The sequence below is a fragment of the Pandoraea sp. NE5 genome (assembly GCF_024363545.1).
Taxonomy (GTDB): domain Bacteria; phylum Pseudomonadota; class Gammaproteobacteria; order Burkholderiales; family Burkholderiaceae; genus Pandoraea; species Pandoraea cepalis.
In genome coordinates, this window is sequence record NZ_AP025517.1 from 447,231 (window position 1) to 471,919 (window position 24,689).

The window sequence follows — 24,689 nt, forward strand, 5'->3', positions numbered from 1 at the left end:
GGCGATGGCAAACGAAGCAATCCCAACGCAACACAAGACGCACGATGTCTCGCGCTGGCTGCGGCATTTGGGCACCTGGCGAGCGCACGCCCGGTGGCTCTTCCCGGACAAGGCGCTCGATGCGCTCGAAGCCGCCATCCGCGATTCCGAAAAGGAGCACCGCTGCGAGATTCGCCTAGTGATCGAAGCTGCCATGCCGCTTGCTGCGGTATGGCACGGGCATACCTGCCGTCAACGCGCCGTTCACTTGTTTCGCCAGCTCGGCGTGGCGCATACGGGCGAGCGCACGGGCATTCTCCTGTACATCAACATCGCCGATCACGATATCGAGCTGATCGCCGACAAGGGCGTCGACGCGCTGGTATCCCCCCGCACGTGGGACACCGTCGTTGCGCAGATGAGCGCCGGCTTTCGTGACGAACGTTATGTCCAGAGCGTGCTCGACGCGCTGAACACCCTGCGCGGCATTGCGCGCGAATTCCTGCCGGCCCATGCCGGCGCGGCGCCGGACAATGCGTTGACCGACCGGCCGCTGATGCTCTGACGCCTCATGTTCTCCGAACAGGATTTCTCTTATATGCGTCGCGCGCTGGCGCTCGCCGAGCGCGCGATGTTCACCACCACGCCGAATCCTCGCGTTGGCTGCGTAATCGTGCAGGACGGACGGATCATCGGCGAAGGCTTCACGCAGCCGGCCGGCCAGGATCACGCCGAAGTGCAGGCCATGAAAGACGCGCGCACGCGGGGCGAGTCGGTGCGTAGCGCCACGGCCTATGTCACGCTCGAACCGTGCAGCCATTACGGCCGCACCCCACCGTGCGCGAAGGGGCTCATCGACGCGGGCGTGAAGCGCGTGATCGCCGCGATGGAAGATCCGAACCCGCTCGTGGCCGGGCGCGGCCTGAGCCTGCTGCGCGACGCGGGCATCGAAGTGCGCTGCGGACTGCTGGAGCATGAGGCGCGCGAAATGAACATCGGGTTCGTCGCCCGCATGACGCGCGGCACGCCGTGGGTCCGCATGAAGGTGGCGGCCAGCCTCGACGGCAAGACGGCCCTGCACAACGGCGTGAGCCAATGGCTGACCGGCCCGGCCGCGCGCGCCGACGGCCACGCGTGGCGGGCGCGCGCGTGCGCCATTCTCACCGGCATCGGCACGGTGCGCGAGGACGATCCGTCGCTCACCGTGCGAGAGGTGGAAACGACACGCCAGCCACTGCGCATCGTCGTCGATTCGCGTCTCGAGATTTCCCCGACCGCCAAGGTGCTCGCGAACGGCAACGCGCTCGTAATCTGCGCCAACGGCGATCACGAGCGCGCGTCTCGTCTGCGCGACCTGGGCGTGGAGGTGCTCGACCTGCCCAATACGACCGGCAAGGTCGACCTCTCGGCGCTGCTGCGCACGCTCGGCGAGCGCCAGCTCAACGAACTCCACGTGGAGGCGGGCTACAAGCTCAACGGTTCACTGCTGCGCGAGCGCTGCGTGGACGAACTGCTCACCTACCTCGCGCCGTGCATCGTCGGCGACGCGCAAGGCATGTTCCACCTGCCTGCGCTCACGTCGCTCGACGACAGGCTCGCGCTCAGTTTCACGGACGTGCGCATGATCGAGAGCGATCTGCGGGTGATGGCCCGCGTCAAGCGCGACTGAATCCCCGTCGCCGGGTGCGCCGCGTGCGCTTAAACGTGGAAGCCCACGCGACCGAGCGCCTCCATTTCCACCGACACATACTGGCCCGGCTGGATATATTCGGCGGGTGTCGCACCGCCAGCCATCACGATCCAGCCGGCTTGGAGCGGCTCGCCCGCGGCGGCTGACAGACGCGCCGCTGCGACCAGCGAACGCAGCGGATGGCCGAGCAGCGCCGCCGTCGATCCCACCTGCACGGTGCGGCCGTTGATCGTCATGGCCAATCCCAGATTCGAGAAATCGACATGCGGATCGTGCCAGGCCCCAATCACGAAGCCGCTCGACGACGCGTTGTCGGCAATCACTTCCGGCAACGTGAACTTGAAGTCCTTGTAGCGCGAATCGATGATCTCGATGGCCGGCGCAATCGCTTCGACCGCCGCGAGCGCCTGCGGGCCCGTGACATGGCCTTCCAGCGGTTGCTTCAGGATGAAGGCGATTTCCGGCTCGACGCGTGGATGCACGTACCGCTTGAAGTCGATGGCCGTCCCCTCCTCGATCTGCATGCCGGACGTGAGGCGCCCCCAGATCACGTCGGACAGTCCCATCTGCATCATCTTCGCGCGGCTGGTAAAGCCCATCTTCACGCCGACACGCGTTTCGCCGCGCGCGGCGCGGCGGGCGAGCGATGCGGCCTGAATGGCGTAGGCATCGTCGAGCGACAGACGACTGTCGGTATCGAACTGTTCGACCTCGTGCGCGAAATGGGCCGCGTCGTCGAGCAGCGTTGCGTAGTCTTGAATGTGGCTCATCGTGCCGCCTCGCTGGCAGATTCGAACACGGCGCGGACCGAGCCCAGGCCGTTGATACGGGTCTCGAAGATATCGCCGGGGGCCACGGCGACCATAGGGCCAAGCGCGCCCGAAAGCACCAGGTCGCCCGCCTTGAGCGGCGTGCCCACCGCCGCCATCGTGCGGGCTAACCACACCACGGCGTTGATCGGGCTGCCCAGGCAGGCCGCGCCCGCGCCGACGGACACCGGCTCGCCGCGACGCTCCATGACCATGCCGCACAGGCGCACGTCGAATTCGGCGAGCGTCTTCGGCGTATTGCCGATCACGTAGGCCGACGACGATGCGTTATCGGCAATCGTGTCGGTGATGCGGATGTTCCAGTCGGCCACGCGGCTGCCGACGATCTCCAGCGCGGGCAACGCGTACTCGATGGCGTTGATGACGTCGAGTTGGCCCGGGTTGTCGACACTCAAATCCCGGCCGATGACGAAGGCGATCTCGGCCTCGATCTTCGGCTGCGTGAGGATCGAGGCGGGAATCGGCTCGCCGTCGCCATAGCCCATGTCGTCGAACAGCAAGCCGAAATCGGGCTGATCGACGCCAAGCTGCTTCTGCACGGCGACCGACGTCAAGCCGATCTTGCAGCCGACGACGCGGCGCCCGGCCGCCAGATGCCGCTCGGTGTTGATACGCTGAATGGCGTAGGCGTCATCGATGGTGAGCGGCGCGTACGTGTCGCGCAGCGGGGCGATGAAGCGGTGCGAGCGCCCGGCGTCGTGCAGTGCGTCGGCCGCCTGCTGCAGGCGCGCCTGTGTGGCGGCGTCGCGCGGCGAGGTCGCGCTCATCGGGCGTCCGCCCTGGCCGGCGCCGCCGGCTCATCCTTGGTGTGCTCGCCCACCGCCCAGTGCGCGGCCGGTACTTGCGTCGCATACACGCGGATCGATTCGAGCGGTGCGCCGAGTGTCTCGTGGACGGTGCGTGCCACGGCCTTGACGCAGGCCTTCACGGTGGCGTCGTCGCGACCTTCCACCAAATGGATTTGTACGATTGGCATGAGGCTGTCCCCCTGAAAATGCCGAAAAGAAAGCTTTCGGAGGAAGCCATCATGCGCGCGCCGAGAGATACCGTCCAATACCTATTTTCCAGATTCCGATACTATTTCGGTATCAAGTTATCCCGCCGGAACGGAGCCGTCCATGGACATCAAGCAAATGCGCTACTTTCTTGCCGTCGCGCAGGAAGGCCATTTCGGGCGGGCGGCACAGCGGCTGAACATGGCGCAGCCACCGCTCACCCGCCACATTCACGCGCTCGAAGCCCAGCTGGGCACACCGCTATTCGTGCGTACCCCCAAGGGCGCCACGCTGACCGCCGCGGGGCAGACGCTGCTTGCCGAAGTGCCGAACATCCTGGCACTCGCACGCCGCGCCGAGGAGCAGACGCGCCTCGCCGGCGAAGGCTATATCGGACGGCTCGACGTCGGCATCTTCAGCTCGGGCATTCTCAACGCGATTCCGCGCTTGCTGGCGAGCTTTCATACCGAGCGCCCCGAAGTGAAGATCGGCCTGCACAACCTGTCGAAGACCGACCAGATCGCGGCGCTGCGCGAGCGGCGCATCGCCATTGGCTTCAATCGGCTGATTCCGGACGAGCCGGATCTCGTCGTCGACTGGATTCATCGCGAGCCGTTTCTCGTCGCGCTCTACGAAGGTCATCCGCTATGCGAGCGCGCGTCGCTGACCCTGGCGGATCTCGATAACGAGCGAATGATCCTGTACCCGAACGCCCCGGTGCCGGGACTCGCCGAGGAAGTCGCCGCCGCGTTTCGGGCCGAGGGCGTGACGTTGCGCGTGGAGCAGGAAGTGGAGGATGTCGTGACGTCGATCGCGCTCGTCGCGAGCCGCTTCGGCGTTTGCGTGACGACGGAGTCGGCGGCGAACCTGCGGCTACCCGGCGTGGTGTACCGGCCGCTGAAATCACGACATCTGCGCGCCATCGAACTGAACTGCATGTACCGGCGCGACGACGATTCCCCGATTCTCAACGCCTTTCTCGCGCTCATCCGGCGCTCGCGCAATCGGCGTCACACCTTGGCGATGTAGCGCGTCGATCGATCCGGCGCTCCCGAGATCGGATGCAAACCGCCTGAATTGGATATCAATGACTGGCGGATTGTATCCAAAATGTCCTATTCGACAATCCATCCCGTCTTCTCCGTTGTCGCCGACTCGCCCCTCGATTTGTCGATTCATCGCCGATTTTTTTAAATTTCAATCTGCGTAGTACTACGCATCATCGCTGTGACGACTCTTATTTCTTTTTTTCAACAGTCTTGAAACGCTTTATTCATGCGGGTTTTACGACATCGCCGGATAGCTATTCCAATTTAACGGCCGATTACGCTACTATGGCGCATCGTTTCTGTCGCCTGCGGCAGGAGTGAGCCAATACCGACCGGGTTCCGCCGTCGATCAAGCGCACCGCACGACCGGGTGCTCAAAAAATACAAATCAAGGAGATGTCCACGATGCAGTTCCGTCACAAATCCCTGTTCGTCGCCGCTGCGCTTGCCGTCCTCGGCACGGGCGCCAACGCCGAGACCGTCAAGATCGCCATCGCCGGCCCGTTCAGCGGCTCGGTCGCTCAATATGGCGACATGGTGAAGGCGGGTGCGCTGACCGCCATCGACGAAATCAATGCGGCAGGCGGGGCGAACGGCAACAAGCTGGAAGCCGTGATGATGGACGACGCGTGCGAGCCGAAGCAGGCCGTCGCCGTCGCCAACAAGATCGTCAGCCAGAAGATCAAGTACGTGATCGGTCACGTGTGCTCGGGCTCGACGATCCCGGCATCGGACATCTATGAGAACGAAGGCGTGGTGATGATTACGCCGTCGGCGACTGCACCGCAATTGACCGAAGGCAAGAAGCGTCACTTCATCTTCCGCACCATCGGCCGTGACGACCAGCAAGGTCCGGCGGCCGCGCAGTACATCATCAACAAGGTCAAGCCGAAGAAGGTGGCCGTGCTGCACGACAAGCAGTCGTACGGCCAGGGTATCGCCACGTCGGTGAAGAAGGACCTCGACGCCGCCAAGATCCCGGTTGTGCTGTTCGAAGGCATCAACGCCGGCGACTCCGACTACTCGGCCGTCATCACCAAGCTCAAGGCACAGGGCGTGGACTTCGTGTACTTCGGCGGCTATCACCCGGAAATGGGGCTGCTGCTGCGCCAGGCACGCGAACAAGGTGTGAAGGCCACGTTCATGGGTCCGGAAGGCGTGGGCAACAAGGACGTGACGGCGATCGCCGGCCCGGCCTCGGAAGGCATGCTCGTGACGCTGCCCGCCGACTTCGCGGCCGACCCGGCCAACGCCAAGCTGGTGAAGGCCTTCGCGAGCGCCAAGCGCGATCCGAACGGTCCGTTCCAGATGCCGGCCTACACGGCGGTGCAACTGATCGCCAAGAGCATTGCCGGCGCGAAGAGCACCGACTCGGAGAAGGTGGCCAAGTACCTGCACGCGAACACGTTCGACACGCCGATCGGCAAGGTGGCGTATGACGCGGCAGGCGATCTGAAGTCGTTCAAGTTCGTGGTCTACACCTGGCACAAAGACGCCACCAAGACCGCCGCCAACTGATTTCCTGACGCTTTACCGGCCAGCGAATCCCCCCAGCCGCCCGCCGTTCCCGGCGGGCGGCGTGCATTCGCGCTCGGCCACCGCTCGTCGCGAGGCTTCCCGCATGAACGAATTTTTCCCGCAGTTTGCCCAGCAACTGGTCAACGGCCTGACGCTGGGCGCGATTTACGCGTTGATTGCCATCGGCTACACGATGGTCTACGGCATCATCGGCATGATCAACTTTGCCCACGGCGAGATCTACATGATCGGCGCCTACGTCGGTCTCGTCACACTGACGGCCATCGGCACCGCAGCGGGTTACCCGTTGCCGCTCGTTTTGGGCGCGGCGCTGCTGGTCTCGGTGCTGATCACCGGCCTGTATGGCTTTGCGATCGAGCGGGTGGCGTATCGCCCGCTGCGCGGCGGCCCGCGTCTCGGACCGCTGATCTCCGCCATCGGCATGTCCATCTTCCTGCAAAACTACGTGCAGATCGGCCAGGGAGCGCGCGACGTGTCCGTGCCGATGCTGATCTCCGGCGCCATCGATATCCCGATGGGTGACTTCACGGTGACCATTCCCTACGCGCGCATGCTGATCGTAGGCGTGACCGTCGCGCTGATGATTCTGCTCACGCTGTTCATCGCCAACTCGCGCATGGGCCGCGCCTGCCGTGCCTGCGCCGAGGACATGCGCATGGCCAACCTGCTCGGCATCGATACGAACCGCGTGATCTCGTTCACCTTCGTGCTCGGCGCCATGCTCGCGGCCGTCGGCGGCGTGCTGATCGGCCTGACCATCGGCAAGCTCAATCCGTACATCGGCTTCATCGCCGGTATCAAGGCCTTCACGGCAGCGGTACTGGGCGGCATCGGCAGCGTTCCCGGCGCCATGCTGGGCGGTGTATTGCTGGGGCTGGCGGAAACGCTCGCCTCCGGCTACATGCCTTCCGAGTACAAGGACATCGTGGCGTTCTGCCTGCTGGTGCTGGTGCTGCTGTTCCGCCCCACCGGCCTGCTGGGCAAGCCCGACGTCGAGAAAGTCTGAGGTCGACCATGACACAACCCCTCACGCTCAAGTCCGGCGCCGCCCAACGCGCACCGGCCGGCGACACCCTCAAGGGTGCGGTCATCTCCGCACTCGTGACGATCGTGCTCACCGCCCCCATCCTCGGCCTGCAACTGAAGCTCGACGGCTACCGCGTCGTGATCGAGCAGCACTGGCGTCCGGTCTGGATCGCCGCGGCCGTCGTCTTCGTGTTCCAGATGCTCAAGCCGTTCCTGCTGCGCTCGACGCGTGCCATCACGCTGCCGGCCATCCCCACCCTGGGACGCCGTCAGCAACTTAGCGCCATGTGGGTGCTGCTCGCCATCGGGCTCGCGTGGCCGTTCGTCGGCTCGCGCGGCGCGGTGGATGTGGCGACGCTGGCCCTCATCTACTGCGTGCTCGGCCTGGGCCTGAACATCGTCGTGGGATTCGCCGGTCTGCTCGATCTGGGCTACGTCGGCTTCTACGCGGTCGGCGGCTATACATATGCCCTGCTCAACCAGTACTTCGGCCTGACCTTTTGGGAATGCCTGCCGATTGCCGCACTCATGTCCGCCACCTTCGGGTTCCTGCTCGGCTTCCCGGTGCTGCGCCTGCGGGGCGACTATCTGGCCATCGTGACGCTCGGCTTCGGGGAAATCATCCGCCTGCTGCTGAACAACCTGACGAGCCTGACCGGTGGACCGGACGGCGTCTCGGGCATTCCGAAGCCCAGTGTCTTCGGCATCGAGATGGCGCGATCATCGAGTGTCGATGGCGTGAAGACGTTCCACGAACTGATCGGCTTGCCGTACGACGGCTCGCACATGGTGATCTACCTCTACCTGCTGGCGTTTGCGTTAGTGGGCTTCACGCTGTTTGTCACTAGCCGCCTGATCCGCATGCCGATTGGCCGCGCCTGGGAAGCGTTGCGCGAAGATGAAATCGCGTGCCGCTCGCTCGGCCTGAACCCCACGCGCATCAAGCTCTCCGCGTTCACACTCGGGGCATCGTTCGCCGGGCTCGCCGGCGCATTCTTTGCCGCACGTCAGGGGCTGGTCACGCCCGAATCGTTCACATTCATCGAATCGGCGCTGATCCTCGCCGTGGTCGTGCTCGGTGGCATGGGCTCGCAAATCGGCGTGATTCTCGCGGCGATTCTGCTGACCGTCCTGCCGGAAGTCGCGCGCGACTTTGCCGAATACCGCATGCTGATTTTCGGCCTGGTGATGGTACTGATGATGATGTGGCGTCCGCAGGGCCTGTTGCCCGCCACCCGCCCGCACGTGGAGTTGCCGCAATGAGTGCAGCACTGTTGAAACTCTCCGGCCTGCAGATGCGCTTCGGCGGTCTGCTGGCCGTCGATGGCGTCGATTTCGACGTCCGCCCGCACGAAGTCTTCGCCATCATCGGCCCGAACGGCGCCGGCAAGACGACCGTCTTCAATTGCGTTGGCGGCTTCTATCGCCCCACGGGCGGCTCGATCACGCTCGACGGCGACAACATCACCGGCCTGCCGAGCCATAGCGTGGCGCGACGTGGCCTCGTACGCACGTTCCAGAACATCCGCCTGTTCCGCCAGTTGACGGTGGTGGAGAACCTGCTCGTTGCACAGCACATGCGCGTGCATAGCGGCTTTCTGCAAGGGCTGTTCTCGACGAGCGCGTTCCGTCGCGCCGAACGCGCGGCGCTCGAGCGCGCCAAGGCGTGGCTCGACCGGTTGGGCCTGACGGCCGTCGCCAACCGCGAGGCCGGCACGCTGTCGTACGGACACCAGCGACGTCTCGAAATTGCACGCTGCATGATCACGGAACCGCGTCTGCTCATGCTCGACGAACCGGCCGCCGGCCTCAATCCGCAAGAGAAGGTCGAGTTGCAGCAACTCGTCGACAACCTGCGTCACGAGTTCGGCATTTCAGTGCTGCTGATCGAGCACGACATGAGCCTCGTCATGGGCGTGTCGGACCGGATTCTCGTGATGGAACACGGCAAGCCGATCATGACCGGCAAGCCCGACGAGGTGCGGCGCGACCCGCGCGTCATCAAGGCCTACCTCGGGGAGGAATAATGCTCAAGCTGGAACAAATCCATACCCATTACGGGGCCGTCGAGGCGCTCTCGGGCGTGTCGATCGAAGTGAACAAGGGCGAGATCGTCACGCTCATCGGCAGTAACAGCGCGGGCAAGACGACGTTGATGATGACCGTGTGCGGCACGCCGCGCGCATCGAGCGGACGTGTCATGTTCGAAGGTCGCGACATCACGGGATGCGCCACGCACGACATCATGCGCATGGGGCTGGCGATTTCACCGGAAGGCCGCCGGGTATTTCCGAGTCTGACGGTCATCGAGAACCTGAAGATGGGCGGCTTTTTCGCCTCCAAGGATCAGATCGACGCCGGGATGGACCACGTGTTCAAACTGTTCCCGCGGCTCGCGCAGCGCGGCAAGCAGCGCGCGGGCACGATGTCGGGCGGCGAACAGCAGATGCTGGCCATCGGGCGGGCGCTGATGAGCCGTCCGCGCCTGCTGTTGCTCGACGAACCGACGCTCGGCCTGGCACCGCTCGTGATCGCGCAGATCTTCGACATCATTCGCGCGATTCGCGAAGAAGGCGTCACCGTGTTTCTGGTGGAGCAAAACGCGAACAAGGCGTTGAACGTGGCCGATCGCGGCTATGTGCTCGAGACCGGTCGCGTCGTGCTCGCCGACTCGGCCGAGAACCTGCTCGCGAACGACGACATCAAACGCGCGTATCTCGGCGCGTGACGTAGCGCGCCGCGGCCCAGCGCACGGACGTTCGGCGTCAAAATGAGACATGGGGACGCACCCTTCGGTGGCGTCCTCATGTTCTCATGCGGCAAAGCGCACCCGCGGCCCACGACGTCGCCCGGATTGGCACGTCACGCGGTTCACTGGCCCCACCCGATCCGGATTCGCGCACTTGCGAGATTCGGACGCAGACGGACACCCGCTTGGCGTAGAATAGAGCCTTTCCAAATTCCGCCCCGCGTTGTCCGCTATGCCGTTGGCCACTACAGAAGAAATCATTGCCGAGCTGAAGGCCGGCCGCATGGTTGTCCTCGTCGACGAGGAAGACCGCGAAAACGAAGGCGACCTGGTCATGGCGGCCGAGTTCGCGACGCCTGAAGCCATCAACTTCATGGCCAAATACGGCCGCGGCCTGATTTGCCTCACGCTCACGCAGGCGCGTTGCAAGCAGCTCAACCTGCCGCTGATGACCTACCGCAACGGGACCCAGTACGGCACCGCGTTCACGCTGTCGATCGAAGCGGCCGAAGGCGTCACCACGGGCATCTCGGCAGCGGATCGCGCCCACACGGTGCAGACGGCCATTGGCCGCGACGCGCGTCCGGAGGACATCGTCCAGCCGGGTCATGTGTTCCCGATCATGGCGCAGCCCGGCGGCGTCTTGGTGCGCGCCGGTCACACCGAAGCCGGTTGCGACCTGACGGCCATGGCCGGCCTCACGCCCGCCGCCGTCATCTGCGAAATCATGAACGACGACGGCACGATGGCACGCCTGCCGCAGTTGCTGGAGTTCGCCGAGCAGCACAACATCAAGATCGGTACGATCGTCGATCTGATCCACTACCGCAGCCGCACCGAATCGATGATCGAGACGGTCGCCACGCGCGAAATGCAAACGGCCTGGGGCCCGTTCCAGGCCACGCTTTACCGCGACAAGCCGAGCGGCAATCCGCACCTCGCGCTGGTGCGCGGGGTTCCGAACCCAGCCGACGAAACGCTCGTGCGCGTGCACGAACCGCTCTCGGTGCTCGATCTGCTCGAGACCGGCGTGTCGACCCACTCCTGGACCCTCGCGGGCGCGATGCAAGCGATTGCCGAGGCGGACAAAGGGGTTGTCGTGCTGCTGAACTGCGTGGAGACGCCCGAGCATCTGTTCAATCAGTTCGAAGCGCTCGACGAAACCGAGCAGGCGGCGCGCGCCAAGCGCCGCCCTGTGGACTTCCGCACGCACGGCGTTGGCGCGCAAATCTTGCGCGAGCTGGGCGTCGGTAAAATGCGGGTGCTCTCGAGCCCGCGCAAAATCCCCAACATGGCAGGTTATGGCCTGGAGGTCACCGGCTTCCAGCCGATGCCCGGCGCACCGGGCGCCTGAATAGTCTTGTATCGATGGCCCGCCCGCCAGTGGCAGCGGGGCATCACCTTGCCGAGCCATGCCTGTCTCGGGCATGCCGGCACAACGTTGGCCGCACCGCCTGGACGGTACTTTTTTAGAGGAAGCCCATTATGGACATCGGACAATATCAGCCCGAACTCGACGGTGAAGGCCTGCGCATAGGCATTGTGCAAGCACGATTCAACGACGCCGTTTGCACGGCACTTCGCGCCGCTGCCGTGGCCGAACTCGATCGCCTCGGCGTCGATGGCGACGACGTGCTGCTCGTCACGGTGCCCGGCGCATTGGAAATTCCGCTGGCATTGCAGAAGATGGCCGAATGCGGCCAGTTCGACGCGCTGATCGCGCTCGGCGCAGTCATTCGCGGCGAGACATATCACTTCGAACTGGTCTCGAACGAGAGCGGTGCCGGCATTTCGCGTATTGGTCTCGACTTCGGCATTCCCATCGCCAATGCGGTGCTCACGACCGAGAACGACGAACAGGCCGAAGCGCGCGCCGCCGAAAAGGGCCGCGACGCCGCCCGCGTGGCGGTGGAAATGGCCAATCTGCTCGAAGCGATCGACATGCTCGGTGGCGACGACGGATTGGACGAAGACGAAGACGAAGAAGAGGAAAATCGGTAATGAAGAGTGCTCGCCGCCGCGCGCGCGAATTTGCGTTGCAAGGGTTGTATCAATGGCTGCTCTCGCGCGACCACGCGGGTGAGATCGATGCGCATCTGCGCACCACCCCCGGCTACGACAAGGCCGACCGCACGCACCTGGATGCCCTGTTGCACGGCAGCATCCGTGAGGCGGACGCCTTGTCGCAGCAACTCCAGCCCTACCTCGACCGCCCGGCCGCCGAACTGTCGCCGGTCGAGCATGGCGTGCTGGTCATTGGTGCCTACGAACTGATTCACCACCTGGACATTCCGTACCGCGTGGTCATCAACGAGGCGGTCGAACTCGCCAAGACCTTTGGCGGTGTCGAAGGCTTTCGCTACGTGAATGGCGTCCTCGACAAGTTGGCCGCGGAAGTGCGGCCAGACGAAGTCGCCGCGAATCGCAATGGCGGTCGCGGCAAAAGCGCATAGCCCTACGCGAGGGCTGCGCAAGGTATCGCAGGCCGGCCGGCCTGACGATTCCTCCCGCGTCGCGTGCACGCCGAACGGGGCAATCGCCCCGTAGCGTTCGCCCCGCAAGTCCCCCACCTTCTCCTTCCTGTCTCCCCCCCGACATCATGGATCGAACGCCCGACCTCGCCCCCGCCGCACTGAAGCTGGCGCAACGTGTCGACGACATCGCCCCGTTTCACGTCATGGAGCTGGCCAAGCAGGCTGCGCTGCGCGAAAAGGCGGGGCATCGCGTCATTCACATGGGCATCGGCGAGCCGGACTTCACGGCCCCCGAGGCAGTGATCGAGGCGGCGGTGAAGGCTATGCGTGACGGGCGAACCCAATACACGGGGGCGATGGGCATCCCAGCCCTGCGGGAGGCCATCGCCGGTTATTACCGTAGCTTTTACGGCGTGGAGGTCGAACCGTCGCGTATCGTCGTGACGGCCGGTGCATCGGCCGCCCTCGTGTTGGCGTGTGCCGCGCTGGTCGGCGTGGGCGACGAAGTGCTCATGCCGGATCCCTGCTATCCGTGCAACCGCCATTTCGTCTCCACGTTCGACGGAAAACCCGTGTTGATCCCCTCGGGCCCCGCGGAGCGCTTCCAGTTGACGGCCGAGCGCATCGAATCCCATTGGGGCGCGGCGACGAAAGGGGTGCTCCTCGCCTCGCCGTCGAATCCAACGGGCACGTCCATCGAGACGGCGGAATTGGCCCGCATCGTCAAAGCCGTGCGCGCGCGCGGCGGCTTCACGCTTGTCGACGAGATCTATCAGGGCCTGTCCTACGACAGCCAGCCCACCACGGCGCTGACCTTCGGCGACGACGTTCTGGTCGTGAGCAGCTTCTCGAAGTACTTCAATATGACAGGCTGGCGCCTTGGTTGGCTGGTCGTGCCGCCGTCGATGGTGTCGACGTTCGAGAAGCTCGCGCAGAATCTGTTCATCTGCCCCTCCGCCGTGGCGCAACACGCGGCGACGGCCTGCTTCCAACCGGAAACGATGGCGATCTTCGAGGCGCGCAAGAATGCCTTCCGTGAGCGACGCGACTACATCGTGCCGGCGCTCGAGCGCCTTGGCTTCCAGGTGCCCGTGATGCCTGACGGCGCGTTTTACGTCTACGCGGACTGCACCGGCGTATCGCATCCGGACGCCGCCGACAGCGACCGCCTCACGCAGTCTCTCTTGCAACAAGCCGACGTCGTGCTCGTGCCGGGACTCGATTTTGGTTTTTCCGAGCCGCGCCGCTACATCCGATTGTCATATGCCACGTCGCTCGATCAATTGCACGAGGCGATGGACCGCATCGAACGGGTGTTCGCTGCCGGCTGAGTCGCCGGCCAGCCCCGTATTCGGGACGCAGAAACAAAAAAACCCATCGAATCACTTCGATGGGTTTTTTCTTGGGCCGCGATGGCGCTCTCTATAGAGAACCGTCGCGTGCCGACGGCTCGACGGGAAAAACGATGCACCGGCCCAGGCACACCACGCCGCCGATGGCCGATCAGGCGGCGGTGCTGTCGTCCGCTTCGAGCGACTTGGCGGCCGCCTTGCCCACCGAGGCCGCCGGCGTCGCCACCGAATCCGTCGGTTCGCCCGACTTGCCAGCCGAGACCGGTTTCGCCACAGGCTTGGCCGAGCTGACGATAACCGGCGCTTGCGGCGCGTTCGGCGAGACCTTGTGTCCCATGGCAACGCTACGCAGTCGATCGCGCTCGGCGAGTACCTTGGCACCGTATCCACCGTCGCCTGCGCTGGTCGACCCCACATAGCGGCGCAGACCACCAGCGAGCGAGCCGCCGCTGGCGATACATTCCTTCAGGATCAGCGCACCCACCTTGATGTTGGCAATGGGGTGCAGGGCCGCCTCGGGACCGCCGAAGTACTCAAGCTTGTCACGATGCACCTTCGACATCACCTGCATGAGGCCCTGCGCACCCACGGTACTTTCGGCGTACGGGTTGAAGCCCGACTCGATGGCCATCACAGCCAGCAGCAGCAGCGGATCGAGGCCGACTTCCTTGCCGGTCGAGTACGCCGCGCGCACGAGGTTGCCCGTGACGTCTCCGGCCACGCGATAGCGACGTGCCAGATAGTCGGCGACGGCGATTTGCTCGCGCGAGTCCAGCGGCTTGGTGGCGCGCGCATCGGCGGCCACACGCTGATTCGGAATATAGGCCGCGAGCACGGCGGCCGACGGCACGTGCTGCGCCGCTTGCGCCATCATCGACGCGTCCGACGGCGAGCGCTCAGCGACCACAGCGCCGTTGCCGCCCGGATCGGCCGCATGGGCGGATCCCGTGGCGGCCTCGAGCAGCGGACCGACTTGCGACGCCAGATCGGCGCGCCACGTCGGCTGCGCCCACAGCGCCAGCGTGCCGACCACGGCAACCAGGCCCACCGCGCTGGACGTATAGAGTCCAACACGACCGCCGTGCCATGCGAGGCGACGCCAATCGCGACGAGCCAAGGCTACCGTTGCCGTACCTCGCGCGCCGAGCGCACGGATCACGGCCAGTAGCCAGGGTGATAAACCAGACTTCTTCATACTACGTACTCCGGTTACGCCGTCACCACGGGGTGGCCCCGGGGCGTATGGAAATGAGCCGCGATGCCCGCCAGGCATCCCGTGTAACGCTCATTTACGGCATAGGGAACAAGGCGGGGCATCGTGTGTGTCTTGGACGATGCCACTACCGCCGCAGCACGCCGACCTGTTCAGGTCTCTGGCGCTGACGAGCTATTGCCCGCGCTGCTTCCTAAAACACTGGTTTCCCGACCTCGGTGAGAAAACCAGCGACTGAAAATCCACGTCAATGTTGTAGTTGTCGCTAAGCTTGAGCGGGTCGGCCTACCCGTCTTCAAAGCCGCCTTTTTGGATTCAACGGGCGGATTGTAGCAGCCATATATAAACAGTCAATACTATTATCACGACAGAACATTACCAAAAGTAATTTGTAACAGCTGTTTTGCCGTGACGTCTGGACACCTTGACCGGTAAAATGCCCTGCCTAAACCCCGCGTTTACAAGGGTGTCACTCCGACTTTCCTGGAATTCAAACGGCCGTTTTCACCGGCCGTATGAATTCCGTAAAAATTTTTGGTAACGGTTTGTTTCATGAAATATGTCGATCTTCGTGACTTCACCGCGCAACTGGAGCGATCCGGCCAGCTTCGTCGCATAGACGTGCCGGTATCGCCGGTGCTGGAGATGACGGCGCTCGCCGACCGCGTCCTCAAAGCGGCCGGCCCGGCGCTGTGGTTTGCGCGGCCGACCGGTTACGACATGCCCGTGCTGGCCAACTTGTTTGGCACCCCTGAACGAGTGGCGCTCGGCATGGGCGTCGATAAAGGCGAGAACGCGCTCGGTTCGTTGCGCGATATCGGTCGCCTGCTCTCGACGCTCAAAGAACCCGAACCGCCACGCGGGCTCAAGGATGCGGGCAAGCTGCTGGGCATGGCCAAGGCCGTTTGGGACATGGCGCCCAAGGAAGTCGGCAGCCCGGTGTGTCAGGAGATCGTCTGGGAGGGCGACGATGTCGACCTCGCGCGGCTGCCGATTCAGACCTGTTGGCCCGGCGATGCCGCCCCGCTCATCACGTGGGGCCTGGTCATTACCAAAGGGCCGCATCGCAAACGCCAGAATCTCGGCATCTACCGCCAACAGGTCATCGGACGCAACCAGGTCATCATGCGCTGGCTCGCCCACCGGGGCGGTGCGCTCGACTTCCGCGAGTTCGCACAGGCGAACCCCGGCAAGCCTTTTCCGATGGCCGTCGCACTGGGCGCCGATCCGGCGACGATGCTCGGCGCCGTCACCCCCGTGCCCGATTCGCTGTCCGAGTATCAGTTTGCGGGCTTGCTGCGCGGCAGCCGCACTGAGCTGGCCAAGTGTTTGACACCGGGATTGGAGTCGCTGCGCGTTCCCGCACGTGCCGAGATCGTGCTCGAAGGCTTCATTTACCCCGCCGCGACACCGCCGCGCGCACCCGATGGCGCACCGCCGCCGCCGTCGCGCGGCGCGACAGCGGGTTACGCCCATGCGCTCGAAGGCCCCTACGGCGATCACACCGGCTACTACAACGAGCAGGAGTGGTTCCCGGTGTTCACGATCGAGCGCATTACCCTGCGCCGTAACGCGGTCTATCACTCCACCTACACGGGCAAACCGCCCGATGAGCCGGCCGTGCTCGGCGTCGCGCTCAACGAAGTCTTCGTGCCGCTGCTGCAGAAGCAATTCCCCGAGATCACGGATTTCTATCTGCCTCCGGAAGGCTGTAGCTACCGAATGGCCATCGTGCAGATGAAGAAGGCGTATCCGGGGCATGCCAAGCGCGTGATGTTCGGCGTCTGGAGTTTCCTGCGGCAATTCATGTATACGAAGTTCATCGTCGTGGTCGACGAGGACGTCGATATCCGGGATTGGAAGGAAGTCATCTGGGCCATCACCACGCGCGTCGATCCGACCCGGGATACGACGCTCGTCGACCAGACCCCCATCGACTATCTCGATTTCGCGTCGCCCACGGCAGGACTGGGCTCGAAGATGGGGATCGACGCGACCAACAAATGGCCCGGCGAAACGTCGCGCGAATGGGGACGCCCCATCGAAATGACCGCCGACATCGATGCGCGTATGGCTACCCTATACGCGGATCTCGGCTTGTAAGCACGGTCCGGGGGCCGGGGCGCACCGAGCGTCCTACCCCCTCCCCCGGCATCTGACAGCGACATCACACCGCGCCGTGCCCAGTGGCGAATTCGCGCCTCATTCGGGTCCGATATTCATCTGACCCTTTAATAATCTGTAATAAGGGCTTTCCCGCCCCCTGAGATCCGCATGCTGACTGGCTTGCGCGCATTTCGACCTGATGTCGGCGAACCCGATCCCATCGCGAAAGTGTCACAAAGTCCCACACAACGCCATTCCCTCGGGTAGAATCGCGCTTTTTTTCGCGAATGGGAACTCCGACCCCAATTCGGGGTAGCCGCGCTCGCAAGTACGCCGCGACGTGGAAATCGTTCGATATTCGCGAAACTCAGTAGCAGAAGTCAGAAGTCGCGCCCCGCCAGCGCCGCCCCCGAACCGTCAGGCCCGTGCTGACGGCGACCGGCCTGCGGGAAATTTGTCCGCCCTCGCGCAGCGTACCGCCCGCCCTCATCGGGACCGGTGCCTGCCCCCCCCGGGCGTGGAGAAGACATCGAATGGATAACAATCAACCCCTCATGCGTAACATCGGGCCCTTCGCCCTGATGTTGACCGGTCTTGGCTCGATCATCGGCTCCGGCTGGTTGTTCGGTGCCTGGAAGGCCGCCAAGATCGCCGGCCCCGCCGCCCTTTTCGCGTGGCTCATCGGCGCCGTCGTCATCCTGGCCATCGCGCTCACTTACGCCGAACTCGGCGCGATGTTCCCCGAGTCAGGCGGCATGGTCCGCTACTCGCGTTATTCGCACGGCAGCCTCGTCGGCTTCATCGCCGCGTGGGCCAACTGGATTGCCATCGTCTCGGTTATTCCGATCGAGGCCGAAGCATCGATTCAGTATATGAGTACGTGGCCGTACGACTGGACGCACGCCCTGTTTGTCGACGGCACGCTCAGCACGAGCGGCCTCATGCTCTCCGCGCTGCTCGTGATCGGCTACTTCATGCTCAACTACTGGGGCGTGAAACTGTTCGCGCGCGCCAACACGGCCATCACGTTGTTCAAGTTCGCCATTCCGGCATTGACCATTGCCGGCCTGATGATCGCGGGCTTCCACCCGGGCAACTTCAACGTGGCGGAGCACGGCGGTTTCGCGCCGAACGGCATGTCGGCGGTGTTCACCGCCGTCGCCACGTCGGGCATCGTGTTCGCGTTCAATGGCTTCCAAAGTCCGGTGAACCTCGCGGGCGAAGCACGCGACCCGGGGCGCAGCATCCCGTTCGCGGTGGTCGGCTCGATCCTGCTCGCCACCGTCATTTACCTGCTGCTGCAAGTGGCCTACATCGGTGCGCTCTCCCCCGAACAGCTGGCCGGCGGCTGGCACATGGTGAGCTTCAGCTCGCCGTTCGCGGAATTGGCGATCGCACTCGGCCTGAACTGGCTGGCCATCGTGCTGTATTTCGATGCTTTCCTGAGCCCGAGCGGCACCGGCACCACCTATATGGCCACCACGAGCCGCATGATCTACGCGATGGAGCGCAACCGCACATTGCCCGCGATCCTCGGTCACGTGCATCCGCTGTATGGCGTGCCGCGCCCGGCGATGTGGTTTAACCTGGCGATCTCGTTCATCTTCATGTTCTTCTTCCGCGGCTGGGACTCGCTGGCCGCCGTGATCTCGGTCGCGACCGTGATCTCGTACCTGACGGGCCCGATCAGCGTGATGGCGCTGCGTCGCTCGGCCCCCGAGCTGCACCGTCCACTGCGCCTGCGAGGCCTGTCACTGATCGCACCGTTCGCCTTCGTGTGCGCGTCGCTGATTCTTTACTGGGCTCGCTGGCCGCTCACGGGCCAGATCATCGTACTGGTGATCGTGGCGTTGCCCGTCTACTTCTACTATCAGGCGAAGGATCGGTGGCAGGGTTTCGGCCGTGACCTCAAGGCATCGTGGTGGCTGATCGGCTACCTGCCGGCGATGGCGCTGTGCTCGTATATCGGCAGCAAGGAGTTCGGCGGTCTTGGCCTGCTGCCGTATGGCTGGGATATGGTGATTGTGGCCGCCATGTCGCTTGCGTTCTATCACTGGGGCGTGAAGGCCGGCTGGCGTACGCCGTACCTGGCGGGTGAGCGTGAAGAAGACGTCGCCAGCATGGAAGGCATGCCCGCGCTCTCGCACTAAGCGCTCCGAACATCGGCAGCGCCGACGGAAAAGCCCGCCTGCAATGCATTTGCGGCGGGCTTTTTTTACGTCATGTGCGGCATGCCGGGCACGCTCACCGGTGGGCGCGCCTACGCTCGACGAACAGGCTGTTGCCGAGCGCGCGCTTGGCCATCTTCTTGGCGTCGGCGGCCGCGGCCGAGACTTCCACGTGCGAGGGAAAGCTCTCCGGCGTGACCGCCACCACGCCGATCGACAAGCTCGTGATCGGGTGAAAGATGATCATGCCGCGACGATCTTCCGCTTCGAACCCGCCCGCCGCGATCTGATCCGGATGGAAGTATTCCGTCACGGCCTCGCCGAAGCGCCTGAGCGCCTCGCGGCAACGCGCCTCCCAATCGGGGCTGCGAAACACCACCAGAAAGTCGTCGCCACCGATGTGACCAAGGAAGTCGCGCTCAGGGTTGCGCACCGCCATGAGCACGCGCGCGACCAGTTGGATCAGGTCGTCGCCGCGCCGGTAGCCGAACACGTCGTTGAACGGCTTGAAGTTATCGAGATCGACATAGCAGGCGAAGAACGACTGCCGCTCACCGATCATGCGATCCATGTAGTCGTCGATCGGCACGTTGCCCGGCAGCAGCGTGAGCGGGTTGGCGTACCGCGCCGCGTCGAGCTGCATATCGGTGATGTGACGCATCAGCGCGTGGCCCTGCGCCACGCCCAGATATCGCCCTTGATCGGTGACGATCAAACCGCCCGCGATTTGCCGGCTGGCGCCTTCGGCAATCATGCGGCTCAGATCCTCAATGCGCGCGCTCTTGTCGAATGTGAGCGGGCGCGGCTCCATCACGGCCGAGCAAGGCTTGCGTCCGTAGAGTTCACGCGTAAAAGGCCGAGCGAACCGGCCGATCAGCGACGCGCGTCCGATCAATCCCACGGCACGGTCATGCTCGACCACCGGCAGCACGTCGAGCGTCGCATCGCTCTCGAAACGCGCCACGACATCTTCGCTGCGGATCTCCGGTGAGACTGGCTGCACATACGACGCGATTCGCTCCAGCGTCACATTGCCCGCACCGAGTTGACTCGGTTGTTGATGTACATAGGCGCGGCGCTCGTTGACAACCGCCCGCACGTGGGCCGTGATCGCCCGTTGCGGCTTCGCTTCCGGGCGCGCGATGAAATACCCCTGACCGAGGAAGATGCCGAGATCGCGCACGACCTGCAGTTCCTCGGCGTGCTCGATGCCCTCCGCGATGACCCGCGTGCCGCTCGCCTCCGCGATCTGGCGCATCGACCGCACGAACTGGAGTTTGACGGTGTCGGTGTCGATGCCGTCGACGAAATGCCGGTCAATCTTGACGTAATCGGGCCGCAGCTCGGACCACAGCCGCAGGCTCGCATAGCCCTCGCCCATATCGTCGAGCGCCACTTCGAAACCCAGCGCGCGATACGCCGTGAGCGAAGCGCGCGTGCTTGCCAGATCCAGCGCAGGCGCATGCTCCGTGAGTTCGAGCACGACACGCTCGGGGGCGAGGCGCAGCGGCTGGAGCATGGCAAACGTTTCGTCGAGACCCAGCGATTCGCTCACGCCGCCGACCGGGTGCGCTCGAGTGACCGGACCGATGTTCAGGAAGAGGCGTTCCGGCAGGTCCTGCTCGACGAAGCCACGCAGCACCGTGCGACGGCAAGCCAGTTCGAGCGGCGCGAGCAGACCGTGGCGACGCGCGGCGGCGAACAGCGCCAGCGGCGAATGGATCGCCGTGCCGGCGGGCCCCCGCACCAGCCCCTCGTAGCCGGCAACGCCCGACGTGCGAAAGTCGAGAATCGGCTGGAACACGCAGGTCAGACCGATACCCTCGCACAGCTCGGCGAGCCATGCGGCCTCGTCGGGTTCCGCATCGGGCACTGACGCCGCGACGGACGTCGATATCGCATCGTGCAGTGTTCCAGGCGCGGCAAAGCGCTCCGGCGGACGTATCGCGACAGGCGGGGGAAGGTTCAACGGGAACTCCGTAGGTCGGTGCGGTGCGCCGCCATCATGCAAATCGCATTGCGTTGTGCGGGCATGTGCCGGGCGCGTCCATACCCATCGAAGGCGCGCTGCGCTTCGATGAAGCGTTTCACCCGTTCCCCGTGCTTCGCTTGCGGTAGCTGCTCTATGGCCCGTATCCGCGTCTGTTGACGGTGCCCGCAGGCACCGTCTTTTACTTGCCCTCAGGCTATCGCCGTTGTTTGACAAATCTGTGACAGTGTCGGATTTGCCACACACGCCGAGACGGCGAAACCCCCACCGTCGAACACCCTGGATATCCATCGCGTGCGCCCGGCATTCCTCCGGCGCGGAGACGAAAAAAAACGGCAACGCCGCAAAGCGTTGCCGTTGCTTCGCGAGGGTGCCGCCGACCGGCGCGCCCTCCCGAACTTACCAGGCGGTGACCACCGAGCCGCCGAACTTCTTCTCGATGAAGGCCTTCACTTCCGGCGAATGGTAAGCCTTGATCAGCTTGGCCACCCAGGGCTTGTTCTTGTCGGCCGTGCGAATGACCAACACGTTGGCGTACGGGCCGTTGGCGTCTTCGATGGCAATCGAATCACGCTTCGGGTTCAGACCGGCTTCCATCGCAAAGTTCGTGTTGATGACGGCCACCGCCACATCGTCGAGCGAGCGCGGCAGTTGTGCGGCGTCCAGCTCGACGAACTTCAGCTTCTTTGGGTTATCGACCACGTCGAGCGGCGTCGCCTTCAGACCGGCGTCGGCACGCAGCTTGAGCAGGCCCTGCTTCTGCAGCAACAGCAGGGCACGGCCGCCGTTGGTCGGGTCGTTCGGCAGCGACACCTTGTCGCCGGCCTTCAGATCGGCCAGCGACTTGATCTTCTTGGAATAGATGCCCATCGGGAAGATCACGGTCTTGGCGATCGACTCAAGCTTGTAGCCACGGTCCTTCACCTGGGCGTCGAGGTACGGCTGGTGCTGGTAGCTGTTCGCGTCCAGGTCGCCCGACGACAGCGCGGCGTTCGGTTGCACATAATCGCTGAACTCGATGACCTTGATATTCAGACCGTCTTTGGCCGCGACCTTCTTCACTTCGTCGAAGATCTGCGCGTGCGGGCCGCCCGTGACACCGATCTTCAGATTGACGACATCGGCGGCAACCGCCGACGCGGCGAATTGCGTGGCGAAAACCGTAGCGGCACCGACACCGGCCAGCAGTTTGAAAAGCGTGCGACGTTGCATGGAAAAACCTCGTGTGTGTGATGTGCCGGTGCGCCGGCGACGTTGTTATATGAGATGTTACTTATGGCTCAGGCGACGCACCAGCCAGTCGCCGAACGTCTGTACCAACTGCACGAAGACGATCAGGATCAGCACGACGGTAATCATCACTTCGGGCAGGAAGCGCTGATAGCCGTATCGGATGCCCAGGTCGCCCAGACCGCCGCCGCCGATGGCGCCGGCCATTGCCGAATAGCCGACCAGACTGACGAACGTGATCGTCAGACCGGCCACGATGCCCGGCAAGGCCTCGGGCAGCAACACCTTGGTGACGATCTGGCCGGTGGTCGCGCCCATCGACTGCGCCGCCTCGATCAGGCCACGGTCGACCTCGCGCAGGGCCGTCTCCACCAGGCGCGCGACGAACGGCGCGGCGGCGATGGTGAGCGGCACCACGGCCGCCATCGTGCCGATGGATGAGCCGACAATCAGACGCGTGAACGGGATCACCGCGACGAGCAGGATGATGAACGGTGTCGAGCGCACCGCGTTGACGAGGATGCCGACGACACGATTGGTCGGCAGGTTTTGCAACACGCCGTTGCGATCCGTCAGATAGAGCAGCACGCCAAGCGGCACGCCGACCACGGCACCGATCAGGCCGGAAATCCCGACCATGATGAGCGTCTCCCAGAAGGAGGAGACGAAGAGATCGAACATTTCACTCCACATGGCTCAGCTCCTCAACGACAACACCTTGACTGGCGAGGAACGCCATGGCTTCGGCCACCCGGGCCGGGGTGCCGCCCGCCAGCACGGCGAGCGATCCGAACGCCTGCCCCTGGATCTCGTCGATCTGGCCGTGCAGGATGTTGAAATCGAGTTCGTAGCGACGAATCGCCTCGGAGAGCAGCGGCTGATCGACGCCTGCGCCGGAGAACGCCAGACGATACAGGTGATCGTGACCGTTGCCGATGCGCGACGCGACACGCTCGCGAACGCCCGCGGGCAGCTCCTGCGAAATCACGTCGCCGATAAGCGCACGCGTGACGTCGTGACGCGGGCGCAAGAACACGTCGATGACACGGCCCTGCTCGACCACACGGCCGGCATCGAGCACGGCGACGCGGTCGCACACCTGCTTGATGACTTCCATCTGGTGTGTAATCAGCACAATGGTCAGGCCCAGCTCGCGATTGATGCGCTTGAGCAACTCGAGAATCGAGCGCGTCGTTTCGGGATCGAGCGCCGACGTCGCTTCATCCGAGAGCAGCACCTGCGGCTCGCTCGCCAGCGCGCGGGCAATGCCCACCCGCTGCTTCTGGCCACCGGAAATCTGCGACGGATAACGATCCTTTTGTGCCGTCAGACCGACGAGTTCGAGCAGCGGCAGGATCTTCGCGCGAATCTCCGCCGCCGACAGACCCGCCAACTCCAGCGGCAACGCCACATTCTCGTAGACGGTGCGCGAGTTGAGCAGATTGAAGTGCTGGAAGATCATGCCGATGCGGCGGCGCGCCTGACGCAGCGCGTCGGACGACAGCGACGTGAGGTCCTGCCCGTCGACGCGCACGCTGCCGTCGCTCGGACGATTGAGCAGATTGATGACACGCACGAGCGTGCTCTTGCCGGCGCCGCTGCGGCCAATGATGCCGAAGACTTCGCCGCGCTCGATCGACAGGCTGATGTTGGAAAGCGCGTCGATCGGCCCCTTGGGCCCAGCGAAACGCTGGGTAATGTTCTGGAGTTCGATCATGCAAAAAAATAGCAGCCCCACTGCTGAAACCGCCCGCAGTGCCGCCGCCTTGACTCGATATTCAGTGCAAAGACAACATTCTAGCCCATGCATCTAAATAGATGAAAATAATAAAACTTGATCTCCTTATATCGGATTTCGACTGAACCTGACGGCGATCACGCTTGTCTGCGAGAGGCGAAGTCGTCGAGCACTTCGATCACGCGGTCAAATTCGAGCGATTTGTCGAAGAAGTACTGCACACCCAGTTGCTGGCAACGCTTGCGGTACGTGGCCAATGCATAGTTCGTGAGCACGATGGCCATCAGTTGGGGCAGCAGTCCCGCGTCGTGCAGGTAGGAGAGCACGTCCATGCCCGAGCCGCGTCGCAGTTGAATATCGACGATCACCGCGTCGAACGAATCTTCCTGGAGTGTGCGGACCGCGTCGTCGGCCGTCTCCGCCACGCCTGTCACCTGGAGCATCCCGGTCGAACCGAGCGCTTCGGACAGGCTCTCGCGGATGACCGCCGAGTCTTCGATCAAGAGCACCTTGAGGGGCAAACCGGACCCCGTATGCGTTGCCGCGTTCCCGGTTGGCATG

The 24,689-nt window shown here is 64.1% G+C and carries 23 protein-coding genes; 14 read left to right on the forward strand and 9 right to left on the reverse strand.

What is annotated here, in order from left to right:
* Positions 1–4 precede the first annotated feature (4 nt).
* Together PanNE5_RS02045 and ribD are read left to right on the forward strand one after the other, a co-directional pair.
* A complete protein-coding gene (locus PanNE5_RS02045; RefSeq protein ID WP_157211539.1) occupies positions 5–544 on the forward strand; it encodes a TPM domain-containing protein in 540 nt (179 codons plus the stop codon).
* A gap of 6 nt (positions 545–550) precedes the next feature.
* Positions 551–1,648 (forward strand): bifunctional diaminohydroxyphosphoribosylaminopyrimidine deaminase/5-amino-6-(5-phosphoribosylamino)uracil reductase RibD, encoded by a 1,098-nt coding sequence (gene ribD, locus PanNE5_RS02050; RefSeq protein WP_261939133.1) that lies wholly within the window; start codon positions 551–553, stop codon positions 1,646–1,648.
* A gap of 29 nt (positions 1,649–1,677) precedes the next feature.
* Here ribD and PanNE5_RS02055 read toward each other — a convergent pair whose 3' ends face one another.
* Genes PanNE5_RS02055 through PanNE5_RS02065 form a run of 3 tightly spaced genes read right to left on the reverse strand, consistent with a single transcriptional unit; the run spans position 1,678 to position 3,475 of the window.
* Entirely contained in the window at positions 1,678–2,439 is a 762-nt protein-coding gene (locus PanNE5_RS02055; RefSeq protein WP_261939134.1) for a 2-keto-4-pentenoate hydratase, read from the reverse strand.
* Positions 2,436–3,266 (reverse strand): 2-keto-4-pentenoate hydratase, encoded by an 831-nt coding sequence (gene mhpD, locus PanNE5_RS02060; protein ID WP_261939135.1) that lies wholly within the window; start codon positions 3,264–3,266, stop codon positions 2,436–2,438. The genes PanNE5_RS02055 and mhpD overlap by 4 nt, the downstream gene beginning before the upstream one ends.
* Positions 3,263–3,475 (reverse strand): tautomerase family protein, encoded by a 213-nt coding sequence (locus PanNE5_RS02065; protein WP_017235294.1) that lies wholly within the window; start codon positions 3,473–3,475, stop codon positions 3,263–3,265. Before PanNE5_RS02065 ends, mhpD begins: the two co-directional genes overlap by 4 nt.
* Positions 3,476–3,617: 142 nt before the next feature.
* On the opposite strand from PanNE5_RS02065, the gene PanNE5_RS02070 reads away from it, so the two are divergent.
* From PanNE5_RS02070 to PanNE5_RS02115, 10 genes are all read left to right on the forward strand, one after another.
* A complete protein-coding gene (locus PanNE5_RS02070) occupies positions 3,618–4,523 on the forward strand; it encodes a LysR substrate-binding domain-containing protein (protein ID WP_261939136.1) in 906 nt (301 codons plus the stop codon).
* Between the two features lie 425 nt (positions 4,524–4,948).
* A complete protein-coding gene (locus tag PanNE5_RS02075; RefSeq protein WP_017235292.1) occupies positions 4,949–6,061 on the forward strand; it encodes a branched-chain amino acid ABC transporter substrate-binding protein in 1,113 nt (370 codons plus the stop codon).
* A gap of 103 nt (positions 6,062–6,164) precedes the next feature.
* A complete protein-coding gene (gene livH, locus PanNE5_RS02080; protein WP_017235291.1) occupies positions 6,165–7,088 on the forward strand; it encodes a high-affinity branched-chain amino acid ABC transporter permease LivH in 924 nt (307 codons plus the stop codon).
* Positions 7,089–7,096: 8 nt separating this feature from the next.
* Complete coding sequence (locus PanNE5_RS02085; protein ID WP_017235290.1) at positions 7,097–8,371, forward strand: high-affinity branched-chain amino acid ABC transporter permease LivM; 1,275 nt, start codon at positions 7,097–7,099, stop codon at positions 8,369–8,371.
* Entirely contained in the window at positions 8,368–9,135 is a 768-nt protein-coding gene (gene livG / locus PanNE5_RS02090; protein WP_261939137.1) for a high-affinity branched-chain amino acid ABC transporter ATP-binding protein LivG, read from the forward strand. The genes PanNE5_RS02085 and livG overlap by 4 nt, the downstream gene beginning before the upstream one ends.
* Positions 9,135–9,836 carry an ABC transporter ATP-binding protein gene (locus PanNE5_RS02095; protein WP_261939138.1) on the forward strand — a complete coding sequence of 234 codons (702 nt, stop codon included), beginning with the start codon at positions 9,135–9,137 and terminating at the stop codon, positions 9,834–9,836. The genes livG and PanNE5_RS02095 overlap by 1 nt, the downstream gene beginning before the upstream one ends.
* A 253-nt stretch (positions 9,837–10,089) precedes the next feature.
* Positions 10,090–11,211, forward strand: a complete 1,122-nt coding sequence (gene ribBA / locus PanNE5_RS02100) for a bifunctional 3,4-dihydroxy-2-butanone-4-phosphate synthase/GTP cyclohydrolase II (RefSeq protein ID WP_017235287.1) — start codon at positions 10,090–10,092, stop codon at positions 11,209–11,211.
* 131 nt (positions 11,212–11,342) lie between these two features.
* On the forward strand, positions 11,343–11,858 hold the full coding sequence (ribH, locus tag PanNE5_RS02105) for a 6,7-dimethyl-8-ribityllumazine synthase (RefSeq protein ID WP_017235286.1): 516 nt from the start codon (positions 11,343–11,345) through the stop codon (positions 11,856–11,858).
* A complete protein-coding gene (nusB, locus tag PanNE5_RS02110; RefSeq protein WP_017235285.1) occupies positions 11,858–12,310 on the forward strand; it encodes a transcription antitermination factor NusB in 453 nt (150 codons plus the stop codon). The genes ribH and nusB overlap by 1 nt, the downstream gene beginning before the upstream one ends.
* Positions 12,311–12,456: 146 nt before the next feature.
* Positions 12,457–13,662 carry a pyridoxal phosphate-dependent aminotransferase gene (locus PanNE5_RS02115; RefSeq protein ID WP_017235284.1) on the forward strand — a complete coding sequence of 402 codons (1,206 nt, stop codon included), beginning with the start codon at positions 12,457–12,459 and terminating at the stop codon, positions 13,660–13,662.
* 172 nt (positions 13,663–13,834) lie between these two features.
* On the opposite strand, the gene PanNE5_RS02120 is transcribed toward PanNE5_RS02115, so the two are convergent.
* The gene (locus PanNE5_RS02120; protein ID WP_051060320.1) at positions 13,835–14,878 is read right to left on the reverse strand and encodes a lytic transglycosylase domain-containing protein; all 1,044 of its coding nucleotides are present in this window, start codon (positions 14,876–14,878) and stop codon (positions 13,835–13,837) included.
* Positions 14,879–15,448: 570 nt separating this feature from the next.
* Here PanNE5_RS02120 and PanNE5_RS02125 point away from each other — a divergent pair.
* A complete protein-coding gene (locus tag PanNE5_RS02125; protein ID WP_261939139.1) occupies positions 15,449–16,999 on the forward strand; it encodes a UbiD family decarboxylase in 1,551 nt (516 codons plus the stop codon).
* A 536-nt stretch (positions 17,000–17,535) separates the two neighbouring features.
* Positions 17,536–19,152, forward strand: coding sequence for an APC family permease (locus PanNE5_RS02130; protein ID WP_017235281.1), 1,617 nt, complete (start codon positions 17,536–17,538; stop codon positions 19,150–19,152).
* A 94-nt stretch (positions 19,153–19,246) separates the two neighbouring features.
* On the opposite strand, the gene PanNE5_RS02135 is transcribed toward PanNE5_RS02130, so the two are convergent.
* From PanNE5_RS02135 to PanNE5_RS02155, 5 genes are all read right to left on the reverse strand, one after another.
* A complete protein-coding gene (locus tag PanNE5_RS02135; protein WP_261939140.1) occupies positions 19,247–21,139 on the reverse strand; it encodes an EAL domain-containing protein in 1,893 nt (630 codons plus the stop codon).
* Positions 21,140–21,559: 420 nt separating this feature from the next.
* Positions 21,560–22,372, reverse strand: coding sequence for a MetQ/NlpA family ABC transporter substrate-binding protein (locus PanNE5_RS02140; RefSeq protein WP_017235279.1), 813 nt, complete (start codon positions 22,370–22,372; stop codon positions 21,560–21,562).
* A 57-nt stretch (positions 22,373–22,429) separates the two neighbouring features.
* Positions 22,430–23,083, reverse strand: coding sequence for a methionine ABC transporter permease (locus PanNE5_RS02145; protein WP_017235278.1), 654 nt, complete (start codon positions 23,081–23,083; stop codon positions 22,430–22,432).
* On the reverse strand, positions 23,073–24,107 hold the full coding sequence (locus tag PanNE5_RS02150; protein WP_261939141.1) for a methionine ABC transporter ATP-binding protein: 1,035 nt from the start codon (positions 24,105–24,107) through the stop codon (positions 23,073–23,075). Before PanNE5_RS02150 ends, PanNE5_RS02145 begins: the two co-directional genes overlap by 11 nt.
* Before the next feature lie 158 nt (positions 24,108–24,265).
* Positions 24,266–24,688: a response regulator gene (locus PanNE5_RS02155; protein WP_017235276.1), complete on the reverse strand. Its 423-nt coding sequence runs from the start codon at positions 24,686–24,688 to the stop codon at positions 24,266–24,268.
* Between the last annotated feature and the right edge of the window lies 1 nt (position 24,689).

What these genes read in the sequence shown, in the direction of transcription:
- PanNE5_RS02085 (WP_017235290.1), top strand. Translation starts at nt 7,097, where the DNA reads ATGACACAACCCCTCACGCTCAAGTCCGGCGCCGCCCAACGCGCACCG.
- ribBA (WP_017235287.1), top strand. Translation starts at nt 10,090, where the DNA reads ATGCCGTTGGCCACTACAGAAGAAATCATTGCCGAGCTGAAGGCCGGC.
- PanNE5_RS02070 (WP_261939136.1), top strand. Translation starts at nt 3,618, where the DNA reads ATGGACATCAAGCAAATGCGCTACTTTCTTGCCGTCGCGCAGGAAGGC.
- livG (WP_261939137.1), top strand. Translation starts at nt 8,368, where the DNA reads ATGAGTGCAGCACTGTTGAAACTCTCCGGCCTGCAGATGCGCTTCGGC.
- ribH (WP_017235286.1), top strand. Translation starts at nt 11,343, where the DNA reads ATGGACATCGGACAATATCAGCCCGAACTCGACGGTGAAGGCCTGCGC.
- PanNE5_RS02055 (WP_261939134.1), bottom strand. Translation starts at nt 2,439, where the DNA reads ATGAGCCACATTCAAGACTACGCAACGCTGCTCGACGACGCGGCCCAT.
- nusB (WP_017235285.1), top strand. Translation starts at nt 11,858, where the DNA reads ATGAAGAGTGCTCGCCGCCGCGCGCGCGAATTTGCGTTGCAAGGGTTG.
- PanNE5_RS02125 (WP_261939139.1), top strand. Translation starts at nt 15,449, where the DNA reads ATGAAATATGTCGATCTTCGTGACTTCACCGCGCAACTGGAGCGATCC.
- PanNE5_RS02155 (WP_017235276.1), bottom strand. Translation starts at nt 24,688, where the DNA reads ATGCCAACCGGGAACGCGGCAACGCATACGGGGTCCGGTTTGCCCCTC.
- PanNE5_RS02115 (WP_017235284.1), top strand. Translation starts at nt 12,457, where the DNA reads ATGGATCGAACGCCCGACCTCGCCCCCGCCGCACTGAAGCTGGCGCAA.
- PanNE5_RS02140 (WP_017235279.1), bottom strand. Translation starts at nt 22,372, where the DNA reads ATGCAACGTCGCACGCTTTTCAAACTGCTGGCCGGTGTCGGTGCCGCT.
- ribD (WP_261939133.1), top strand. Translation starts at nt 551, where the DNA reads ATGTTCTCCGAACAGGATTTCTCTTATATGCGTCGCGCGCTGGCGCTC.
- PanNE5_RS02120 (WP_051060320.1), bottom strand. Translation starts at nt 14,878, where the DNA reads ATGAAGAAGTCTGGTTTATCACCCTGGCTACTGGCCGTGATCCGTGCG.
- PanNE5_RS02045 (WP_157211539.1), top strand. Translation starts at nt 5, where the DNA reads ATGGCAAACGAAGCAATCCCAACGCAACACAAGACGCACGATGTCTCG.
- PanNE5_RS02130 (WP_017235281.1), top strand. Translation starts at nt 17,536, where the DNA reads ATGGATAACAATCAACCCCTCATGCGTAACATCGGGCCCTTCGCCCTG.
- PanNE5_RS02075 (WP_017235292.1), top strand. Translation starts at nt 4,949, where the DNA reads ATGCAGTTCCGTCACAAATCCCTGTTCGTCGCCGCTGCGCTTGCCGTC.
- PanNE5_RS02065 (WP_017235294.1), bottom strand. Translation starts at nt 3,475, where the DNA reads ATGCCAATCGTACAAATCCATTTGGTGGAAGGTCGCGACGACGCCACC.
- mhpD (WP_261939135.1), bottom strand. Translation starts at nt 3,266, where the DNA reads ATGAGCGCGACCTCGCCGCGCGACGCCGCCACACAGGCGCGCCTGCAG.
- PanNE5_RS02145 (WP_017235278.1), bottom strand. Translation starts at nt 23,083, where the DNA reads ATGTGGAGTGAAATGTTCGATCTCTTCGTCTCCTCCTTCTGGGAGACG.
- PanNE5_RS02150 (WP_261939141.1), bottom strand. Translation starts at nt 24,107, where the DNA reads ATGATCGAACTCCAGAACATTACCCAGCGTTTCGCTGGGCCCAAGGGG.
- livH (WP_017235291.1), top strand. Translation starts at nt 6,165, where the DNA reads ATGAACGAATTTTTCCCGCAGTTTGCCCAGCAACTGGTCAACGGCCTG.
- PanNE5_RS02095 (WP_261939138.1), top strand. Translation starts at nt 9,135, where the DNA reads ATGCTCAAGCTGGAACAAATCCATACCCATTACGGGGCCGTCGAGGCG.